Consider the following 19,159-nt stretch of genomic DNA (forward strand, 5'->3'; position numbering starts at 1 on the left):
CATCGATCACTCCGGGGTACCGAAATGAAGCCCTTCATGAAGCACAGATCCGTGCTGCTCGCCCTCGCGCTCCCCCTCCTCGGCGGCGCCACGACCGCCCTCGCACCCGCCTCGTCCGCCGCGCCCGGCGCCGTACCGCCCGGCCAGGTCTGCTTCTGGACCGAGATCGGCATGCACGGCCAGGCCTGGTGCTACGGACCGCCCGGCTACGCCGACGCGGAGAACGGGACGGCACGCCATGCCGCCTCCTTCGACTCCCGCGTCGCGGGGACCGTCTACGCCATCAGCTACACCGCGACCGGCTGCGTCTACCGGGAGATCAGGCGCGACGACTACTCCGAGAACTGGGAGTGGGCCGGAAAACTCGACGGTGTCTCCGACACCACCATGGGGTGCGAGCAGGGCTGAGCCCGCCATGAACCGCCGCACCCGCGCCCTCACCGTCCTGGCCTGCTCCCTGCTGCTCCCGCTCGCGGGCTGCACCACGGAGCACACCGACCGGACCGCCCGCACACCCGACGACACCATCAGGGCCGCCACCCAAACCCTCACCGACCGCTGCCTCACCCGCCAGGGCCTCACACCGCCCCGGCCGGGAGGGCGCCCGGCGAACCGGGCGGAGGAACAGCGCGTCGCCGCCGCCCTCTTCGGCCGCCCGCCCGCCGAACTCTCCCTGACCCTCGCGAACGGCATCCCCGTGCGCGCCCACACCGACGGCTGCCTGGCCGCCGCCCAACGCACCCTCTACGGCGACCAGAAACGCTGGTTCCAGGTGTCGACCGTCGTCAACAACCTCAAGCCCGAGGCCGCCCACCGCGACCTCAGCCTCGCCTCCGTACGCGCACGACACCGCGCCGAACTCACCGACTGGCAGCGCCTGCGGGCCCGCGCGCTCGACGAGTCCACCCGCGTGCTGCACACCTCCACCCACTGACCCAGCAAGGAGAACAGATCTCATGAAGCACCCGATCGCCCTGGTCACCGCCGCGGTCCTCGCCCTCGGCGGCGCCGCGCTCCCCGCCACCGCCTTCGCGGCCCAGTGCCCCAGCGGCGAGTTCTGCGCCTGGACCGACGCCGACTACACCGGCATGCGCTGGAACTGGTCCGGCGACGACCACGACTGGGAGGACGGCATCCAGGACGAGGACTCCTCCTGGGCCAACCACGGAATCTCAGGGCCAGGCGTCAAGGACCACGTCCAGGTCTATGAGAACCCAGGCCTCGTCGGGTTCGGCACCGTCTGTCTCTCGCCCGGCCAGGAGATCCCTTCCAACGGCTGGGCCAACGACAGCGGCGACTCCCACACGTGGAAGATGGAGTGCTGAACTCCCCAACTCCCTCAGTGGTGACGTGAGTTCAGAACGTGTCGCCGGTGTGCGGCACTAGCTCCGTGCGCAGCGCGGCGTCGAGCATCGACGCCGCGCCCTGCGTGTGCTCCGTCACCAGACCCGAGCGGACCAGCGCCGCGACCGGCGTCGCCGCCATGTACGCGGTCGCCAGGTCGCGGGCCTCCACGGTCAGGTCGGGTGCGTCGCCCGTGGGCGCGTACGAGAAGCCGTCCGGCGAGGCGATCAGCCGGAACGTCCCCGCGTTCGCGGGCAGTCGCGTGTCACGGACCTCGAGCACCAGATCCACGGGCGCCGCCCAGGCGCGGGCGGCGAGCGCCGCGCGCACGTCCACCAGCCGTACCCACAGCGCCGGTTCGACGCTCTTGACGCTCACCTGATCGCGGTCCGCCGCGAACAGCAACAGGGGATCGTCGAGGGGCCTGCCGTGCGCGCGCACCGTGCCCGTCAGGTCGATGTCCGCGAGATACCGCCACAGCGCCGCCGCGCTCGCCGGGGTATCGGCCTCCAGCTCCTCGACGCTCACCAGGCCCGGCACGCCCCGGGAGCAGTCGCCCGACTTGGTGCGGTAGATCGCGTAACCGGCGAGCGGGTCCCCGATGGCCACCACGCGTGGCGGCGACAGGTCCTCGTCCTCCTCGTCCTTGCGCGCCAGCCACTGCTCGCGCCACCACGTGTCCGTACGTGCGTGCCGGCCCGCCCGCGGCCCGCGCGTCGTCTCGAAGTACGGCGCGAGCACGCCGGACGCCGAGTCGGCGTCGAGCAGTCGCAACGGGCGCTCGTCGGGAGCGATGCGCAGCGCCAGCGCGCGCCGCGAGTCGATCTCCACGGTCGCCCCGTACGTGCCGGGTCCGAAGCCGAACCGGCCGTAGATCGACGCCTCCGACGCCCACAGCGCGGCCAGCGGCGCGCCCTGCTCGGCGCAGCGGACGAACAGCTCGGCCATCATGGCGGACAGCACGCCGCGCCTGCGGTGCGTGGGCGCCACCGACACGTACGACAGACCGGGGCAGGGGAGGTCGCCGCCGCCCGGCACGGAGGCGGTGAAGGGATGCGCCGCGGCGAAGCCGACCAGTTCTTCGCCGTCGTACGCGCCGATCCGCAGGCAGCCGGACAGCATCTGGTGCTGTTGCTTGCGGTGTTCGCCGTCGGGTGACTCGTGGAAGACGAGATGGGCGAGCGCCAGGGCTCGGTCGATGTGGGGCTCGGGTACGTCGTGGAGGCGGACGGAACCAATGTTCATGATCATCGACTGTAGTGGCGCCCCGCCCGTGCCCATCTCAGCGGCGCCGACTCCGCTGAGATGGGCGGGCGGCGGGGTCTGGGCCACCCGCGTGCGTACGGCCGCGCTCGTGCGCCGTCGCACACCGGAACTTCCGTCCGGTGGGGCCGTACGGATGCATCCGAGTCCGGCGAATCTCACCCGCGTTCGCCCCGGCCGCGCATGCGGTCGCCGAGGCGCCGCATGCCGCGCCGGGCATGACTCTTGACCGTTCCCAGCGGCCAGCCGGTGCGCTCGGCGATCTGGGGTTGCGTCAGGTCCTCGTAGAACGTGAGACGCAGCACCGTGCGCTGCGTGCTCGGCAGGCGTGCCAACTCCTGGGACAGCACCAGCCGTTCTACGACCGCGTCCATGCCGGAGTCGCTCGCGGGTTCGCGGTCGACCGAGACCGCGTGCCGCCGGACCGAGGCTTCGAACAGCGCCGCGCGACGGCTCCTGGCGGCGAGCGCGTCCGCGACCCGGTGCCGTGCGATGCCGGTCAACCAGGCGGACGGTGGGCCGAGTTCGGGCCGGTATCCGGACCGCCCGCGCCAGGCGGCGAGGAAAACCTGCTGCATCACGTCCTCCGCCTCGCAGCGGTCGCCGAGTGCCCGCTGTGCCAGGCCCCGCACCAGCGGTGCCCACCGCCGGTACACCTCGGCGAGGCAGGCGACGTCCCCCGCGGCGAGGCCGTCCGCCAAGGCGGCCTCCGACACCTCGCGCGGGTCGGCGTCCGGCGCCGGCAACCCTGGGATCCTCAACGCGCCGTCAACTCCTCGAAACGATCCTGAACTCGACCGGTCATGGCCGGGACCGGACGCGCGCGGCGCTCGCCGGGTCACGGCCCGGTCATCCTGGAAACGACTTCCGCCGCGGGACAACCCGCATCGGTTGTGCGTCGTATCGTGAGCCGATGGACGAGGGGCGGCACGATCGCGACGCGGCACGAGCGCAGGCGGTACCACCGGAGGCGGGCGTCACCACCGGCGCCCTGGCCCGGCGGCTCGGGGTCTCCCCGACGACGCTGCGCAGTTGGGACCGCCGCTACGGGCTCGGGCCCGCGCAGCGCTCGGCGGGACACCATCGGCGCTGGAGCGCCGAGGACATCGCGGTCGTCGAGGAGATGTGCCGGCTGACCACCACGGGCCTGCCGCCCGCCGAGGCCGCGCTCCTCGCGGGCAAACGGCTGGCGACCGAGCCCGCCGCCCTCCCGCTCCAGCGCACCGCACCGGCCGCCCCCGCCCCGCGGGCCACGCTGGAGCGCCAGTGCCGCGGCATCTCCCGCGCCGCGACCCGCCTGGACGCGCCGACCGTGCAGAACCTGCTGACCGACGCCGTGGCGCAGCACGGCCTGGTCACCGCCTGGCAGGACGTGATGGCGCCGGTGCTGCACGCGGTGGGCCGCAAGTGGGAGGAGGCGGGCGACAAGTACGTCGAGGTCGAGCACCTGTTGTCCTGGCATGTCTCGCGGACCCTGCACCGCGCCGCCGACCCCGTGGAGTCCACCCTCGAACTGCCGCCGCTGGTCCTCGCCTGCGTCCCCGCCGAGCAGCACGTGCTCGCTCTGGAGGCGCTCAGTACCGGGCTGAGTCAACTGGGCGTACCACAGCGGATGTTCGGAGCGGCCGTGCCCGTGGAGGCGGTGTCGGCCGCGGTGCGCAGGACCGGGCCGCGTGTCGTCGTGCTGTGGGCGCAGGCCCGGTCCACCGCGAGCCTGCCGCTGGCCCGGCACCTCGCCGAGACCCGCTGGGGCGTGCGCGGCGCCCGCGGCAAACCCTCGGTGATGCTGGCAGGGCCCGGCTGGGCGGGCCGTGGCGTACGCGGCGCGCTGCACCCCGCGACCCTGCCGCAGGCCCTCGACCTGATCGAGCGCCACTACCCGGAGGTCAGTCGAGCCCCCGGGCCCGCTTGAACCGGGTAAGCCCGTCGGGCAGCTCGACGATCGGGTCGGGATAGTCGCCGAGGGCGGCCCGGTCGAGGCCCGTCACCTTCCACGGCGTGTGCACCACCGAACCCTCGACGTCCGCCAACTCCGGTACCCAGCGCCGTACGTAGGCGCCGTCCGGGTCGTACCGCTTGGCCTGGGTCACCGGATTGAGCACCCGGTTCGGGCGGCTGTCCGTGCCGGTGCCCGCCATCCACTGCCAGTTCATCTGGTTGTTCGCGACGTCGCCGTCCACCAAAAGGCTCAGGAAATGGCGCGCGCCCACCCGCCAGTCCACGTACAGCGTCTTGACGAGGAACGACGCGGTGAGCAGGCGTCCCCGGTTGTGCATCCAGCCCTCGTGGCGCAGCTGCCGCATCGCCGCGTCCACCACCGGGTATCCCGTACGCCCCTCCTGCCACGCCTCGACGTCCCGGGGCGCCCTGCGCCAACGGTCGTGGTGCGTGCGGTAGTCGGTGTGCGCGGCCTCGGGCCGCGCCGCGAGCACCTGGTGGTGGAAGTCCCGCCAGGCCATCTGGCGCACGAACGCCTCCGCACCCGGGCCGCCCACCGTGTTCGCCCGGTGCACGGCCTCGACGGGGCCGACCGTGCCGAAGTGCAGGTGCGGGGAGAGCCGCGACGTGGCGTCGCCCGCCATGTCGTCGTGCACGTCCTCGTACGCGGCGATCCCCGAACGCAGCCAGGAGGTCAAAAGCGCGCGGCCCGCCTGTTCACCGCCCTCGGCGAGACCGGGTGACACCCCCGCCACATCGGCCCGCTCGGGCAGTGCTTCGCCACCGACGCCGTCCGGCACCCGGACGGCGCGCGGCGCCCGCACGACCGCCCGCAGTCCGTGCCGGGCCCAGTGCCGGTGGTAGGGCGTGAACACCGCGAAGTGGTCCCGGGCGTCGGGCGTGACGGCGCCGGGCGGCACGCAGGTGACGACCCCGTCGTGCGCCACCAGATCGCAGCCGAGGCGGTGCAGCGTGTCCCGCAGCCGGTCCTCCCTGTGGTGCGCGTACGCGGAGACCCCGCCCGCCACGTGCACGGCGCACGCGTCCGTCTCGGTCACCACCTTCGCCACCTCGTCGAGCACGGCGCCCGAGCGCACCACGAGCCGTCCGCCCCGGTCCCGTAGGCCCGCGTCCAGGTCCCGCAGACAGTCGGCGAGGAATGCCTCCCGGTTCGGGGCGAGGAACCCGGCGACCCCCGTGTCCCGGACGAACAGCGGCACCACGGCGTCCGCCGCGGTCAGCGCCGCCCGCAGCGGCGGGTGATCGTGCACGCGGAGATCGGAGGTGAACAGAACGACGTGGACACGCACGGAAAGGCTCCTGGTGGGGAGGGGGCAAGCGGGCTACGTCAGGCCTTCCCGGCCGACGGCGCACATGGATGCACGATCACCCGCTCGGGGCGTCCCTGTCGGGGCCGTGCTCGGCCGTGGCCGCGATCTTGCGCGCCATCCCGCCGAACACCACGGAGTGGAACGGCGCCACGCTCCACCAGTACGCCTGGCCCGCGAGACCGTGCGGATGGAACAGCGCCCGCTGCCGGTAGCGGGAGCGCCCGCCGTCCGCCGCCTCCACGGACAGCTCCAGCCAGGCAAGGCCCGGCAGCCGCATCTCGGCGCGCAGCCGCAGCAGCCGGCCCGGCTCGATCTCCTCCACACGCCAGAAGTCCAGCGAGTCGCCGACCCGCAGCCTGGCCGCGTCCCGCCGTCCGCGCCGCAGGCCCACACCGCCCACCAGCCGGTCGAGCCACCCGCGCACCGCCCACGCCAGGGGGAACGAGTACCAGCCGTGCTCCCCGCCGATGCCCTCGACCACGTCCCACAGCCGCTGCGGCGAGGCCTCGACGAGCCGCTCCCGCTCGTCCGTGTAGAGGCTGCCGCCCGCCCAGTCCGGGTCGGTGGGCAGCGGATCGCTGGGCGCGCCCGGCAGCGCGGCGGACGACCAGCGCGTGGCGACCTGCGCCTCCTGCACACGGCGCAGCGCAAGGCGCACCGCCTCGTCGAACCCGACCGGTGAACCCGGCGGATACGCCACCCACTCCTCGATGTCGCGCTCGTGGCAGACGACCTCGTGGCGCAGCGACTCGGTGAGCGGCCGGGCGATGGAGGCGGGCACGGGCGTCACCAGGCCCACCCAGTGGCTCGAAAGGCCGGGGCTGAGCATCGGCACCCCGACGACGACGCGCCGCGGCAGCCGCGCCACCGCCGCGTACCGAAGCATCATGTCGCGGTAGGTCAGGACGTCGGGCCCGCCGACATCGAAGGCGCGGGACACCTCCGACGGCATCGCCGCGCTGTCCACGAGGCAGCGCAGCACGTCGCGGACCGCGATGGGCTGGATCCGGGTGTGCACCCAGCTCGGCGTCACCATCACCGGCAGCCGTTCGGTCAGGTAGCGCAGCATCTCGAACGACGCTGAGCCCGAACCGATGATCACGGCCGCGCGCAGCACCGTCGTCGGCACGCCGGAATCCAGCAGGATGTGCCCGACCTCCGCCCGCGAGCGCAGATGCGGCGACAGCTCCCGCTCGGGCACACCCGCGGGTGTGAGGCCGCCCAGATAGACGATCCGCCGCACACCCGCCCGGCGGGCCTCCTCGGCGAAGGCCGTCGCCATCTCGCGGTCGGTGCGCTCGAAGTCCTTGCCGGTGCCGAGCGCGTGCACCAGGTAGTACGCGACGTCGATGCCGTGCAGCGCTGCGCCGAGCGAGTCGCGATCCGTGAGGTCGCCCCGCGCGATCTCGACGTCGCCGGCCCACGGGTGGTCCCGGAGCTTGCCGGGGGAGCGGGCCAGGCAGCGGACGTGCTGCCCCGAGGCGAGCAGTTCCGGCACCAGTCGGCCGCCGATGTAGCCGCTCGCTCCGGTGACCAGGCACCGCTGTCCGGAACGTTCCGCGTCCATGGATCTCCTTCGCTGGCCCCCTGTCCACTACCGTCCGCCCCATCAACGACTTCCGCATCAACAGCGCGGGTGGATGCGGCAGGATCGAACGGTCAGGGCTGCCCGGGTGTCACCTCCTTCAGCAGCTCCCCGGTGTCGAGGCGGGCCGCCACCCGGACCGTGCCGTGCTCGGGCGCGCGGACGGCCAGGGTGCGGCCCTTTCGGGACGCGGTCGCCGCCCCGGTTGCCTCGATCCGGGTGACCGCGCGGCTGCCCGCCGCCAGCAGGTACCAGTGGCCGTCCGGCGACTTCCACCGGGTGCCGGTCACCACGTGCTGGCCGAACCGGCTGCAGGCGGCCGTGGCCCGGGCCCGTCCGACAAGCCGCGCCGGTTCGGCGGCCGCGCCGGGTGTGCGCAGCAGGAGAGCGACATCGCCAGGACCCCGCCAAGTGGAGGCCCGTACGCAGGACCACACCGCCCGGCCCGCGTCCTTCGGCAACCGTTGCTCGGCGAAGTCCCACGCGTTCACGGCGCGCACGGCGCCGCCCTGCCACGGCTGGAGACGGCAGGCGGTGCGCGCCCACGCCACCAGCGCCTGGCTGCCCGTCGCCTCGCGCGGCTGCCTGGGCGGAGGCGTGCCGTGACCGGGCAGCGGCGTGTACGTGAGGTGCACCGGCGACATCCCGCCGAGGTCGGCGAGCAGGAACGAGTGGTCCTCCACGAGGCGTGGCGAGGACCGCAGTTGAAGCACGGGGCGGCGCGCGCAGCCGTCCGCCGGCGTGACGGCCACGGGGTCGCTCACCCCGTCCTTCGACACGTTCAGTGGCCGCCCCGGGGTGTCGGGCCGCAGGAGATCCCGGGTGGCCGCCTCGGCGATCCACGGCGCCGTGAGATAGCGGGCGGAGCCATCGCCGCGGGTGAGGACGACGGCCGCCGCCGTGGTCACGTCGGCGTCGTCGACCCGGGCCAGGGCGAGGTCGGCGCGGCCGTCGCCGTCCGGTGCGGTGTAGCGGGCCAGCCGTTCGCCGTCGTTGAGGAGCACCACGGTGCGGCCGTCGACGTCGCCCGCGAACAGCAGTTGCGGGGCACGCGGCGCCGGGTCGGCGGGCGTGTCCGGGGTCCTGCTGACACGCACGGCGCCGGAGGGGTCGGCCCACGCGTCGAGCGCCCGGTCCAGCAGGGCGGTGTCGTCGGTCCGGTCGCCGCGCGCGGGCCAGGCCGTGAAGTCGACCCGCGACGTGTCGGCCCAGGTGTCCCGCCCGGCCCGGGTGAGGTCAGCGGCGACGGACGGCGCCCGGACCGGGGCGCTTCCACCCGTCGCCTCCTGGCGCGGGGCGGAGTCGGGGGCGAGCAGGGTCGCCGAGGCGACGACGGCCACGGCCCCCACCGCGAGAGCGGCACGGGTCCGCCGCGCACGTCGCAGCAGGTCCGTGGGGCGTGTCTGCACCGAGCAGGCGTCGAACTCCTGGGAGCACAGCAACGCCGCGGCCGCGGTCCCGGCCTCGGCGTCGAGTTCGAGGGACTCCCGCACGGCCGCTCCGGCCTCCGCCACTCCGGCCGCGGTCAGCAGCGCCGTTGCCCGGCCCGCGTCCATGGAGTCGATGTGCCGGAGCACGAACGCGGCGCGCGCGGGAGGCGACGCGTCCGCGAGGGCACGGACCAGCGCGACCTCCTGGGCGCCACCGGCCCGCGGAAACAGGCGAAGTCCCCAGACCACGGGGAGCCGGGGGAGCAGTGCACGGGGTGGCGGCAAGGCGGCGGGCCAGCCGGCCGGCCGGTGTCCGACGGCCAGGGCGGCTCGCAGAATCCGTACGCGCAGCGCGTCGGTGGCGGTGTCGGTGCCGTCGTCGGGGACGCGGGGCCCGAGCGCGAAGCGGGCGCTGCGTCCCGGCAGGGCGCGCTGGACGGCGGTGTGGGCCAGCAGCACCCGGCGGTGGCGCGTGAAGACGGCGGGGAGCGTGAGATAGGCCAGCCGTACGAGGCCGGTGTACTCATCGAGCAGGGCCGTCTCCGCATGGTCGGCGGCTATCCGTGAGCGGGGGACAATGTTGTCGCGGCGGAGCTGGGGCATGGCAGGCCTCTCCCGGAAGTCCGAAGGGTCACGGTGTCGTCCTTCAAACGACGCGCCGGGGCGCGGGTCACCCCGTTGAATCCGGCAGGACTGCGCGGCCTCAAGCGGGGTATCAGCAGGCTGCGGGTGTCCATCGCGGAGTTCCGCAGGCGTGAAAGAGACACGAATGACCGAGTACATGGACGGGGCACTGATCCCCACCGGCTTCGACGAGGCAGTCGGACCACTGCTGCAGGCGACCCACTACGCGGGCGAGGAGGGTTGCCTGGCCGACGCGCGCAGGTTCGCCGACGTGTTCCTCACGCGGCTTCGCCAGGAGTGGTGCGTCGAGCTCGACCCGCGCACGGCCGGGGACGTCCTGCTCGTCGTCAGTGAGCTGATCACGAACGCGGACCGGCACAGCGCGGGCCCGTACGTCCTGGAACTCGAGGGCACCTCGAGGCATGTCGCCGTCACCGTCTACGACAGCAGCGCCGCCGTGCCGGTGCGCTTCCCGCGGGACCCGGCGCGAGTCGGCGGGCACGGCCTGGAGATCGTGGACGCGCTCGCCGTGGTCTCCGTGGAGCAGGTGCCGGTCGGCAAGCGCGTGCGCGCCGTGCTGACCCTCGCCTCCTGAGCGACCCGCGCCGTGGCGGCGCGACGCGGTGTTCCATGATGGTGTCCCTGACCCGTGAACGCGCCGGTCGGGGCCATCTGTTCAGGAGGACGACATCGACACCGCAGACACGAGGGGCACGGTGGGCGAACTCGCCGCCGCGCTCCCGGACAGCACCCTCGTCACCGACCCGGACGTGCTCGCGTCCCTCGGACACGACGACGCCGAGTGGGCGCCGATGGGCCGGCCGCTCGCCGCGGTGCGCGCCGCGTCCGCGGAGGAGGTCGAGGCCGTGGTGCGGGTCTGCGCGGACCGGCGGATACCCGTCGTCACGCGGGGCGCGGGGACCGGCCTGTCCGGCGGGGCCAACGCCGTCGACGGCTGCCTCGTGCTCGACGTGTCGAAGATGAACCGCATCCTCGAGATCGACACCGAGAACCTGATCGCCGTCGTCCAGCCCGGTGTCGTCAACAATGACCTCAAGGCCGCCGTCGCCGAACACGGCCTGTGGTACCCGCCGGACCCGGCCAGCGCCCCCTGGTCGACCATCGGCGGCAACGTCTCCACGAACGCGGGCGGCCTGTGCTGCCTCAAGTACGGCGTCACCCGCGACTACGTCCTCGGCATGGAAGTCGTCATGGGCGGGCCCGCGGGGGAGTACGGCAGCCGGGTCCGGCTGGGCCGGCGCACCACGAAGGGCGTCGCGGGCTACGACCTGACGAGCCTGTTCGTGGGCTCCGAGGGCACCTTCGGTGTCATCACGGAGATCACGCTGAAGCTGCGGCCCGCGCCCGCGGCCGAGCCGCGCACCGTCGTGGGCAATTTCGACAGCCTCGTCGCGGCCGGCGCCGCCGTCGCCCTCGTCACGAGCCGGGGACTCGCGCCCGCCGCCCTCGAACTCCTCGACCGCGCCTGCATGGAGGCCGTGGAGAACTGGAAGCACCTGGGCATCGAGCCGGGCGCGGAGGCGATGCTGCTCGCCCGGATCGACGCCCCGGGTGACGCGGGCGAGGCCGAGGCCAGCGCGGTGGCGGACGCCTTCCGGGAGGCGGGGGCGCTCTGGGCCGAGCAGTCCACCGACGCCGTCGAGGCCGAGGCCCTGTTCGACGTACGGCGCCTCGCGTATCCCGCCCTTGAGCGCCTCGGGCCCGTGCTCACCGAGGACCTGTGCGTGCCGCGGTCCGCCGTGCCGCAGATGCTCGCCACCATCGAGAAGATCGGGCGCGGACACGGCGTGCGCATCGCGACCATCGCGCACGCGGGCGACGGCAATCTGCACCCGCTCCTGATCACCGAGCCCGGTGACGAGGCGGAACGCGTCGCCGCGCAGGCCGCCTTCGAGGAACTCCTGGAGGCCGCGATCGCCGCGGGCGGCACGGTCACCGGCGAGCACGGCGTCGGCCTGCTCAAGCGTGCCGGCATGCGCAACGAACTCGGGCCCGCCGTCTGCGCGTTGCAGCGGGCCGTGAAGGAGACGCTGGACCCGCTGGACCTGTTCAATCCCGGCAAGGTCGTCGGCGAGGACTGAGAGTCCGAACTCCTGGCAGCCCACTGTGTGGCAGCCCTTTCCGCGGCACGCCGTCCTAAATGAGGCAATTGTCCGTTTATCCGCTCTACGGTGCGGAGGTCGGTGTCCGTGCGGGGGGACGCACAACGCCCCCGCCCGGGGCGCGGATTGGGTTGCCCATGGAGTTCGAAGAATCCGGTCGGTCCAGTGGAATCACTCGCAGACGCGTCGCGCGCCTGGGTCTCGGCGTCGGCCTCGGCGCCGCGGCCGGGGCACTCGCCGGCTGCGGGACGAGCGGCGGCGAGAAGGCGGATCCGCCCCCGGCAGGCCCCGCCCGCCATCCCGAGCGCCCCGCCAAGAAGAAGGCGCTGCCCCGGCTGATCGGCGACGGCTCGACCTCGTACACAGGCCGCCAGCCGAAGCAGCCGCCCGCGCCCACCGCCCTGGAACCCGGCCAGACGCCGCCGCAGTTCGTCGTCTTCTCCTGGGACGGCGCGGGCGAGGTCGGCAACGGCCTGTTCCCCCGCTTCCTCGAACTGGCCCGGCAGCACGACGCCCGCATGACCTTCTTCCTGTCCGGGCTCTACCTGCTGCCCGAGGCACAGAAGCGGCGCTACCAGCCGCCGGGCAACCCCGTCGGCGCCTCCGACATCGGCTACCTCAGCGACCCGCACGTCAAGGAGACGCTGCGCTCCGTCCACCAGGCGTGGCTCGACGGGCACGAGATCGGCACCCACTTCAACGGGCACTTCTGCGGCGGGGCGGGCTCCGTCGGCAACTGGAGCCCCAAGCAGTGGCGCAGCGAGATCGAACAGGCCCGCACCTTCGTCAAGTCCTGGCGCACCCACACCGGCTGGCACGACCAGCCGGCCCTGCCCTTCGACTACGACAAGGAACTCGTCGGCGGCCGCACCCCCTGCCTGCTCGGCCAGGAGAACCTGCTGCCCGTGGCCCGCGAACTCGGCTGGCGCTACGACGCCTCCTCGCCCGGCGGACTGCAGCGCTGGCCCGGGAAGCGGCACGGCATCTGGGACCTCCCGCTGCAGGGAATCCCGTTCCCCGGCCACAGATTCGAAGTCCTCTCGATGGACTACAACATCCTCGCCAACCAGTCGAAGAACTCCACCCGTGCCCCCGCCCACAACTATCCGGGCTGGCGCACCCAGGCCACCCAGGCGTATCTCACCGGATTCCAGCGCGCGTACGAGAGCAACCGGGCGCCGTTCTTCATCGGCAACCACTTCGAGGAGTGGAACGGCGGCATCTACATGGACGCCGTCGAGGAGGCGCTCAAGCGGATCGCCGACAAGGCGGGCGGCGGTGACGTCCGGCTCGTGTCCTTCCGGCAGTTCGTCGACTGGCTCGACGCGCAGGATCCTGCCGTCCTGGAGCGGCTGCGTTCGCTCCAGGTGGGCGAGCGTCCGGCAGGCGGCTGGAACCGGTATCTGCGACCGTCGAAGAGCCCGGCGACGCCCGCCACGCCGAGCAGTACCGGTACGACGAGTAGAACGGGCGCTCCCGGACACACAGCTCACTAACGACAGCTCACCGACACACAGCTCGCCAGACGAGACCGGACAGACGAGGAGGCGGTGCGATGACCCGGCCCATCACCGCGGGAGTGGACGGATCCCCCGAGAGCGCGGCGGCGGCAGCCTGGGCGGCGCGTGAGGCGGTGCGGCGCGGACTGCCGTTGCGCCTGGTGCACGTCGGCGAGCCGGCCCCCGACAGCATGGCGCTCGCCGCGGACGAGTCCGCGCTCACGCAGTGGGCGGGCGATCTGCTCGCCGACATCGAGCACGAGATCGCCGAGGCCCACCCAGGGCTCGCGGTCACCACCGACGTCCTCGACGGGGACGGCGCCGCCGAGTCCCTGTTGGCGGCCGCGCGCGACGGTGAGTCCCTGGTGCTCGGCTCGCGCGGGCACGGAGTGATCGTCGGCTTCATCGTCGGCTCGGTCGGCCAGCAGGTGATCGCCAAGGCTGAGCGGCCCGTCGTCCTCGTCCGTGCGGACGACGTCGCGCCGGCCGAGGCGAGCGGGCGCGACGTGATCGTCGGGCAGGAGGGCGAACCGGAGGACAGCGCCGCCGCGATGGAGTTCGCGTTCACCACCGCGCAGGCCCGCGGTGTCGCCGTGCGGGCCGTGCGCGCATGGAGCCTGCCGCCGGTGTTCTCCTACGGCCCCAGTTCGTTCGCCCTGCTCGACGACGCCGGCGGGATGGAACCGTACGAGCGGAAGGCTCTCGGTGCCGCGCTCGCACCCTGGCGCGAGCGCTTCCCGGACGTGCCGGTCCGTGAGCACGTCGAGATCGGCAGCGCGGGCCAGGTGCTGCTCTCGGTCGCGCCCGAGGCCCAGCTGCTCGTCGTCGGCCGCCGCGCGCGCCGCACCGCGATCGGCTCCCGCATCGGCTCGGTCGCCCACGCGGTGCTGCACCACGCGCCGTGTCCGGTGGCGGTGATCCCGCACACCGGCTGACCGCGGCGCGAATATCCGGATGCATGATCGGCGAGCGGCTTTGTAAGGTCCACGATGTGGAACCACTCAGCGACAAACAGATCCGCTCGTCCTTCGTGAACTGCACCAAGGGCGAGGCGACCCGTATGCGGCTGCCGCTCGACTTCGCCGAGCTGCCCTGGCACGACCTGGACTTCCTCGGCTGGGTGGACCCGGGCGCGCCGCTGCGCGCGCACCTCGTGCGTCCCACGGTGGACGGGCCGGTCGGCATCAGCCTGCGCGTGCCGCAGAGCGGGCGCACCAGCGCGATGAAGTCGAGCCTGTGCCAGATCTGTCTCACCGGACACGCCTCGTCGGGCGTGTCCCTGTTCGCCGCGCCGCTCGCCGGGGCCCGCGGCCGGGACGGGAACACGGTCGGCCTGTACGTCTGCGCGGACCTCGCCTGCTCCCTGTACCTGCGCGGCAAGAAGCAGCCGAAGCTGCGCGCGGGCCGCTACGAGGAGTCGCTCACGCTGAACGAGCGCGTGGACCGCGCCCTCGGCAACCTGGACGCGTTCATCGCCAGGGTCCAGGGCTGAGGGCTCACGCCTTGAGCGCGACCACGGCCTCGTCCGTATAGGGCAGGAACGTCAGGGTCTGGTGGAAGTACAGCTCGACGCCGTGCGCGTCGTGCCCGCTGTAGCCGATCGCCAGATCCTGGCCGAGCCGCAGCTCGAAGTCGCCGCCGCGCTTGGACAGGACGAACGCCCCGTTCAGTGCCGGCGCCCAGATCAGCTCGCCGTCGAGGATCCGGCCCAGGTGGTTGGCGACCGGATAGCCGTGGTCCGAGGTCTCGCTGACCGCCGTGTACGCGTCGGCACCCAGCAGCAGCGCGTACGGGCCCGCCACGCCGGCGAGACGCAGCGCGGTGAGCGCCCGGCTGATCGTGTCCGGGTAGTCGCGGGCCTCGGCCGGCAGGCTCAGGACCGGGTTCGAGGTCCGCTCGCGCAGCCCCTCGATGCCTGCCGCCGCGTACCCGTCGAAGATCGCCTGGTCCTCCGCGTACGCCATGGAGCGCGCCGCGTCCTTCACCGGCTGCCAGTCGGAGTCCTTGGAGCCGCGCTCCACGTCGTCCACCGCCTCCCGGCTCACCGTGAACGGCACCCGCAGCTCGACCAGCGGTTGCACGCCGCGCAGGCGCGCCGTCACGCCCGGCGCGGGCGGCGCGATCTCGGAGAGGTGCCCGGTGCCGACGGCCGAGAGGTCGGCGCCGTCCGGGCCCGTGACGTCCACGACGCGGCGGCCCGCGACATGGCGCTGGAAGGTGCGGGTCGCCTCCTCCTCGATCTCGGCCCAGGCGGCGGGCGTGATCGGGGCTAGCTCGCGGTGCAGATTGTTGCTCGGGGTGGGGTTCGGGGCGGTACTCATGTGTTCAGGCTCCTTTGAGGCTGCCGATACCGAGGGAACCGGCCGCGGGGTCGGCGGTGGCGGCGCCGGCCGGCGGCTCGGGCAGATCGTCGAGGAAGTCGGCGCTCGGCACGTGGAACAGGCATCCGGTGACGGCGGTCGAGAAGTCGAGGATCCGGTCGTGGGTGCCGGGCGGGTCGCCGAGGAACATGTTGCGCAGCATCCGCTCGGTGACGTCCGGGGTGCGCGCGTAGCCGATGAAGTACGTGCCGAACTCGCCCTGGCCGACGCTGCCGAATGGCATGTTCTCGCGCAGGATCTGCCGCTCCGTGCCGTCCTCGTCGACGATGGTGTTCAGCGCGACGTGCGAGTCGGCGGGCTGCGCGTCCTCGTCCAGCTCGATGTTCGCGGTCTTCGTGCGGCCGATGACCTTCTCCTGCTCGGTCGCGGGCAGCGCCTCCCAGGCGGCCATGTCGTGCACGTACTTCTGGACGATGACGTAGGAGCCCGCACCGAAGTCGGGGTCCTCGTCGCCCACGAACACGGACTCCGCCGCGGCCCGACCGGTGGGGTTCTCGCTGCCGTCCACGAAGCCGAGCAGATCGCGGTCGTCGAAGTACTTGAAGCCGTGCACCTCGTCGACGACGGTGACGGCGGAGCCGAGCCTGCCGATGATCACGCGGGCCAGCTCGAAGCAGAGGTCCATGCGCCGCGAGCGCAGGTGGAAGAGGAGGTCGCCGGGGGTCGCGGGGGCCAGGTGCCGGGGGCCCGCGAGGGCCTGGAACGGGTGCAGCTCGCGCGGTCTGGGGCCGCTGAACAGGCGGTCCCAGGCGGTGGAGCCGATGCCCGCGATGCAGCTGAGGGCGGCGTCACGGTCGCGGAAGCCGACGGAGCGGCTCAGCGCCGACAGCTCCTCGAGCGTGTCGCGGACGGCGGCCTCGCCGCCCGGCGCGATGGTGACGACCAGGAAGACGGCGGACTTCGCGGGCGGGGCGAGAAGGACGGGCTGGGGTTCGGCCACGAGTGCTCCGATGGCGGGGGAGGGCGTCGGTCGGCTGTTGTCACCCTATGGGCTGTGGCGGCGCGTGGCAGCTCGCGCCCGAAAAGAGCCTTATAAAGCCCAGATGAACTGATGTGTCCGACCTCACGTCCGGGGTCCCGTCGAACCGGCGTGGGGCACCGGCTCAATGCTGTTAAACTTTGAACCAGGCCCCGACCGTTCTCCCCCGTACGGTCGGGGTCCTTTTTTTGTCGTGACGCGTGTCCCATTGGGACACATGTCTCATTGGGACGTAAGAGAGTTATCGTGGAGGGGCGGGGGCTGGAAGAGCGACGAAGGAGTCGAGCCATGAAGGCACTTCAGTACCGGACCATCGGGGCAGCACCCGAGGTCGTCACCGTCCCCGACCCCGAGCCCGGTCCCGGGCAGGTTCTGCTGAAGGTCACCGCCGCAGGCGTGTGTCACTCGGACATCGCCGTGATGAGCTGGCCGGCCGAGGGCTTCCCCTATGAACTTCCGCTGACCCTCGGGCACGAGGGCGTCGGCACCATCGCCGCGCTCGGAGCGGGGGTCACCGGCTTCGCGGAGGGTGACTCGGTCGCCGTGTACGGGCCGTGGGGCTGCGGCGCCTGCGCCAAGTGCGCGGAGGGCAAGGAGAACTACTGCCTGCGCGCCGCCGAACTCGGTATCAACCCGCCCGGACTCGGCGCCCCCGGATCGATGGCCGAGTACATGATCGTCGACGACGCGCGGCACCTCGTGCCGATCGATGGGCTCGACCCGGTCGCGACCGTGCCGCTCACCGACGCGGGCCTCACCCCGTACCACGCGATCAAGCGCTCGCTGCCCAAGCTGGTGCCCGGTTCGACGGCCGTCGTCATCGGTACCGGCGGCCTCGGCCACGTGGCCATCCAGCTGCTGCGCGCCATGACCGCCGCCCGCGTCATCGCGCTCGATGTGTCCGAGGAGAAGCTCTCGCTCGCCCGGACCGTCGGCGCCCATGAGGCGGTCCTGTCAGACGCCGCGGCCGCGGGCAAGGTCAAGGAGCTGACCGGAGGGCGCGGCGCCGAGGCGGTCTTCGACTTCGTCGGAGTCCAGCCCACCGTCGATACCGCGGGCGCCATCGCGGCCGTCGAGGGCGACGTCACGATCGTCGGGATCGGCGGCGGCACCCTGCCTGTCGGTTTCGGTGCCACGAACTTCGAGGTCAACGTCACCGCCCCGTACTGGGGCAGCCGCGCCGAACTCGTCGAGGTCCTCGACCTCGCGCGGGCCGGCGCCGTCTCCGTGCACACGGAGACGTTCTCGCTCGACGACGCCCCCAAGGCGTACGAGCTGCTGCACGACGGCAAGATCAACGGCCGTGCGGTGATCCTTCCCAACGGCTGACACGGGACGGGGTGCACGTGGTGACGGGCAGTCAATAGGCTTGGCGGCACTGCCCGTTACACCACCACAGGGAGCCCCATGTCCACCGCGCAGGTCCCCGACATCCTCTCGCCCGAGTTCGCCGCGAACCCGTATCCCGCCTACCGCGTGATGCGCGAGTCCGCCCCGCTCCTCTGGCACGAGGCCACGCAGAGCTGGATCGTCTCGCGGTACGCCGACGTGGGGCGCGTCTTCAAGGACAAAGAGGCGACGTTCACCACCGACAATTACGACTGGCAGCTCGAACCCGTGCACGGCAGGACCATCCTGCAGATGAGCGGCCGCGAGCACGCGGTGCGCCGCGCGCTCGTCGCGCCCGCCTTCCGCGGCAGCGAACTGCAGGGCAAGTTCCTGCCCGTCATCGAGCGCAACTCCCGTGAATTGATAGACAAGTTCAGGGACACCGGCTCCGCGGATCTCGTCGCCGACTACGCCACCCGCCTGCCTGTCAACGTCATCGCCGACATGCTCGGCCTCGACAAGGCCGACCACGCCCGCTTCCACGGCTGGTACACCGCCGTCATCAACTTCCTCGGCAACCTGGCGGGCGACCCGGACGTCGCCGCGGCGGGGGAGCGGACCCGCGTCGAGTTCGCCCAGTACATGATCCCCGTTATCCAGAAGCGCCGCGAGAACCCGGGCGACGACCTGCTCTCGGCGCTGTGCGCCGCCGAGGTCGACGGTGTGCGGATGAGCGACGAGGACATCAAGGCGTTCTGCTCCCTGCTGCTCGCGGCCGGCGGTGAGACCACCGACAAGGCGATCGCCGGCATCTTCGCCAACCTGCTCGCGAATCCCGACCAGTTGGCGGCCGTGCGCGCGGACCGGTCCCTGATCCCGCGGGCGTTCGCCGAGACCCTGCGCGTCACGCCGCCCGTCCACATGATCATGCGTCAGTCCGCCGTCGACGTGCGGCTCACCGGCGGCACCGTCCCGGCCGGTGCCACCGTCACCTGCCTCATCGGCGCGGCCAACCGTGACGAGAACCGGTACAAGGACCCGGACCGCTTCGACCTGTTCCGCGAGGACCTGACCACCACGACCGCGTTCTCGGCCGCCGCGGACCACCTCGCCTTCGCGCTGGGCCGGCACTTCTGCGTCGGCGCGCTGCTCGCCAAGGCGGAGGTGGAGACCGGGGTGAACCAGCTCCTCGACGCGATGCCCGACCTGCGGCTCGCCGACGGCTTCGAGCCGGTCGAGCGGGGGGTCTTCACTCGCGGGCCGCAGGCGCTGCCGGTGCGGTTCACGCCCGTGGGCGCCTGACCCGCACGGCCCGTCAGGTGTACGGTTGAGT

General features: G+C 72.7%; 18 protein-coding genes. 11 read left to right on the forward strand and 7 right to left on the reverse strand.

Features of this window, described 5'->3' with window-relative positions; all coding sequences use genetic code 11:
• The first annotated feature begins 36 nt into the window (after positions 1-36).
• Genes ACIRHA_RS08670 through ACIRHA_RS08680 form a run of 3 tightly spaced genes read left to right on the forward strand, consistent with a single transcriptional unit; the run spans position 37 to position 1,325 of the window.
• Positions 37-408 carry a hypothetical protein gene (locus ACIRHA_RS08670; RefSeq protein WP_403841568.1) on the forward strand — a complete coding sequence of 124 codons (372 nt, stop codon included), beginning with the start codon at positions 37-39 and terminating at the stop codon, positions 406-408.
• A 7-nt stretch (positions 409-415) separates the two neighbouring features.
• The gene (locus ACIRHA_RS08675; RefSeq protein ID WP_403841571.1) at positions 416-934 is read left to right on the forward strand and encodes a hypothetical protein; all 519 of its coding nucleotides are present in this window, start codon (positions 416-418) and stop codon (positions 932-934) included.
• Positions 935-956: 22 nt separating this feature from the next.
• Complete coding sequence (locus ACIRHA_RS08680; protein WP_403841573.1) at positions 957-1,325, forward strand: peptidase inhibitor family I36 protein; 369 nt, start codon at positions 957-959, stop codon at positions 1,323-1,325.
• A 31-nt stretch (positions 1,326-1,356) separates the two neighbouring features.
• On the opposite strand, the gene ACIRHA_RS08685 is transcribed toward ACIRHA_RS08680, so the two are convergent.
• Both ACIRHA_RS08685 and ACIRHA_RS08690 read right to left on the reverse strand, forming a co-directional pair.
• A complete protein-coding gene (locus ACIRHA_RS08685; RefSeq protein WP_403841576.1) occupies positions 1,357-2,589 on the reverse strand; it encodes a GNAT family N-acetyltransferase in 1,233 nt (410 codons plus the stop codon).
• A gap of 176 nt (positions 2,590-2,765) precedes the next feature.
• Entirely contained in the window at positions 2,766-3,353 is a 588-nt protein-coding gene (locus ACIRHA_RS08690; protein ID WP_403841578.1) for an RNA polymerase sigma factor, read from the reverse strand.
• Between the two features lie 167 nt (positions 3,354-3,520).
• Here ACIRHA_RS08690 and ACIRHA_RS08695 point away from each other — a divergent pair, with 167 nt between their 5' ends.
• Positions 3,521-4,519, forward strand: coding sequence for a MerR family transcriptional regulator (locus tag ACIRHA_RS08695; RefSeq protein WP_403841580.1), 999 nt, complete (start codon positions 3,521-3,523; stop codon positions 4,517-4,519).
• Here ACIRHA_RS08695 and ACIRHA_RS08700 read toward each other — a convergent pair.
• The 3 genes from ACIRHA_RS08700 to ACIRHA_RS08710 all read right to left on the reverse strand — a co-directional run bounded on the left by ACIRHA_RS08700 (position 4,494) and on the right by ACIRHA_RS08710 (position 9,494).
• Complete coding sequence (locus tag ACIRHA_RS08700) at positions 4,494-5,855, reverse strand: cryptochrome/photolyase family protein (RefSeq protein WP_403841583.1); 1,362 nt, start codon at positions 5,853-5,855, stop codon at positions 4,494-4,496. The genes ACIRHA_RS08695 and ACIRHA_RS08700 overlap by 26 nt on opposite strands.
• 76 nt (positions 5,856-5,931) lie before the next feature.
• A complete protein-coding gene (locus ACIRHA_RS08705) occupies positions 5,932-7,443 on the reverse strand; it encodes an SDR family oxidoreductase (RefSeq protein ID WP_403841585.1) in 1,512 nt (503 codons plus the stop codon).
• 92 nt (positions 7,444-7,535) lie between these two features.
• The gene (locus ACIRHA_RS08710) at positions 7,536-9,494 is read right to left on the reverse strand and encodes a hypothetical protein (protein ID WP_403841588.1); all 1,959 of its coding nucleotides are present in this window, start codon (positions 9,492-9,494) and stop codon (positions 7,536-7,538) included.
• Positions 9,495-9,660: 166 nt separating this feature from the next.
• Here ACIRHA_RS08710 and ACIRHA_RS08715 point away from each other — a divergent pair, with 166 nt between their 5' ends.
• The 5 genes from ACIRHA_RS08715 to ACIRHA_RS08735 all read left to right on the forward strand — a co-directional run bounded on the left by ACIRHA_RS08715 (position 9,661) and on the right by ACIRHA_RS08735 (position 14,629).
• Positions 9,661-10,110 (forward strand): ATP-binding protein, encoded by a 450-nt coding sequence (locus ACIRHA_RS08715; protein ID WP_403841590.1) that lies wholly within the window; start codon positions 9,661-9,663, stop codon positions 10,108-10,110.
• 121 nt (positions 10,111-10,231) lie between these two features.
• A complete protein-coding gene (locus ACIRHA_RS08720) occupies positions 10,232-11,617 on the forward strand; it encodes an FAD-binding oxidoreductase (RefSeq protein WP_403841592.1) in 1,386 nt (461 codons plus the stop codon).
• 158 nt (positions 11,618-11,775) lie between these two features.
• Complete coding sequence (locus ACIRHA_RS08725; protein WP_403841595.1) at positions 11,776-13,134, forward strand: hypothetical protein; 1,359 nt, start codon at positions 11,776-11,778, stop codon at positions 13,132-13,134.
• A gap of 59 nt (positions 13,135-13,193) precedes the next feature.
• Complete coding sequence (locus ACIRHA_RS08730) at positions 13,194-14,072, forward strand: universal stress protein (protein WP_403841597.1); 879 nt, start codon at positions 13,194-13,196, stop codon at positions 14,070-14,072.
• 56 nt (positions 14,073-14,128) lie between these two features.
• Positions 14,129-14,629, forward strand: a complete 501-nt coding sequence (locus ACIRHA_RS08735; RefSeq protein WP_403841599.1) for an FBP domain-containing protein — start codon at positions 14,129-14,131, stop codon at positions 14,627-14,629.
• A gap of 4 nt (positions 14,630-14,633) precedes the next feature.
• Here ACIRHA_RS08735 and ACIRHA_RS08740 read toward each other — a convergent pair whose 3' ends face one another.
• The gene (locus ACIRHA_RS08740) at positions 14,634-15,458 is read right to left on the reverse strand and encodes a family 1 encapsulin nanocompartment shell protein (RefSeq protein ID WP_403841601.1); all 825 of its coding nucleotides are present in this window, start codon (positions 15,456-15,458) and stop codon (positions 14,634-14,636) included.
• Positions 15,459-15,462: 4 nt separating this feature from the next.
• Positions 15,463-16,458 carry a Dyp-type peroxidase gene (locus ACIRHA_RS08745; RefSeq protein WP_403841604.1) on the reverse strand — a complete coding sequence of 332 codons (996 nt, stop codon included), beginning with the start codon at positions 16,456-16,458 and terminating at the stop codon, positions 15,463-15,465.
• 327 nt (positions 16,459-16,785) lie between these two features.
• Between ACIRHA_RS08745 and ACIRHA_RS08750 the strand changes: the two genes are divergently transcribed.
• Together ACIRHA_RS08750 and ACIRHA_RS08755 are read left to right on the forward strand one after the other, a co-directional pair.
• Entirely contained in the window at positions 16,786-17,826 is a 1,041-nt protein-coding gene (locus ACIRHA_RS08750; protein WP_403841607.1) for an NAD(P)-dependent alcohol dehydrogenase, read from the forward strand.
• 78 nt (positions 17,827-17,904) lie between these two features.
• Positions 17,905-19,128 carry a cytochrome P450 gene (locus ACIRHA_RS08755; RefSeq protein WP_403841608.1) on the forward strand — a complete coding sequence of 408 codons (1,224 nt, stop codon included), beginning with the start codon at positions 17,905-17,907 and terminating at the stop codon, positions 19,126-19,128.
• Positions 19,129-19,159 lie beyond the last annotated feature (31 nt).

The organism is Streptomyces sp. NPDC102360 (assembly GCF_044766085.1).
Lineage (GTDB): Bacteria > Actinomycetota > Actinomycetes > Streptomycetales > Streptomycetaceae > Streptomyces.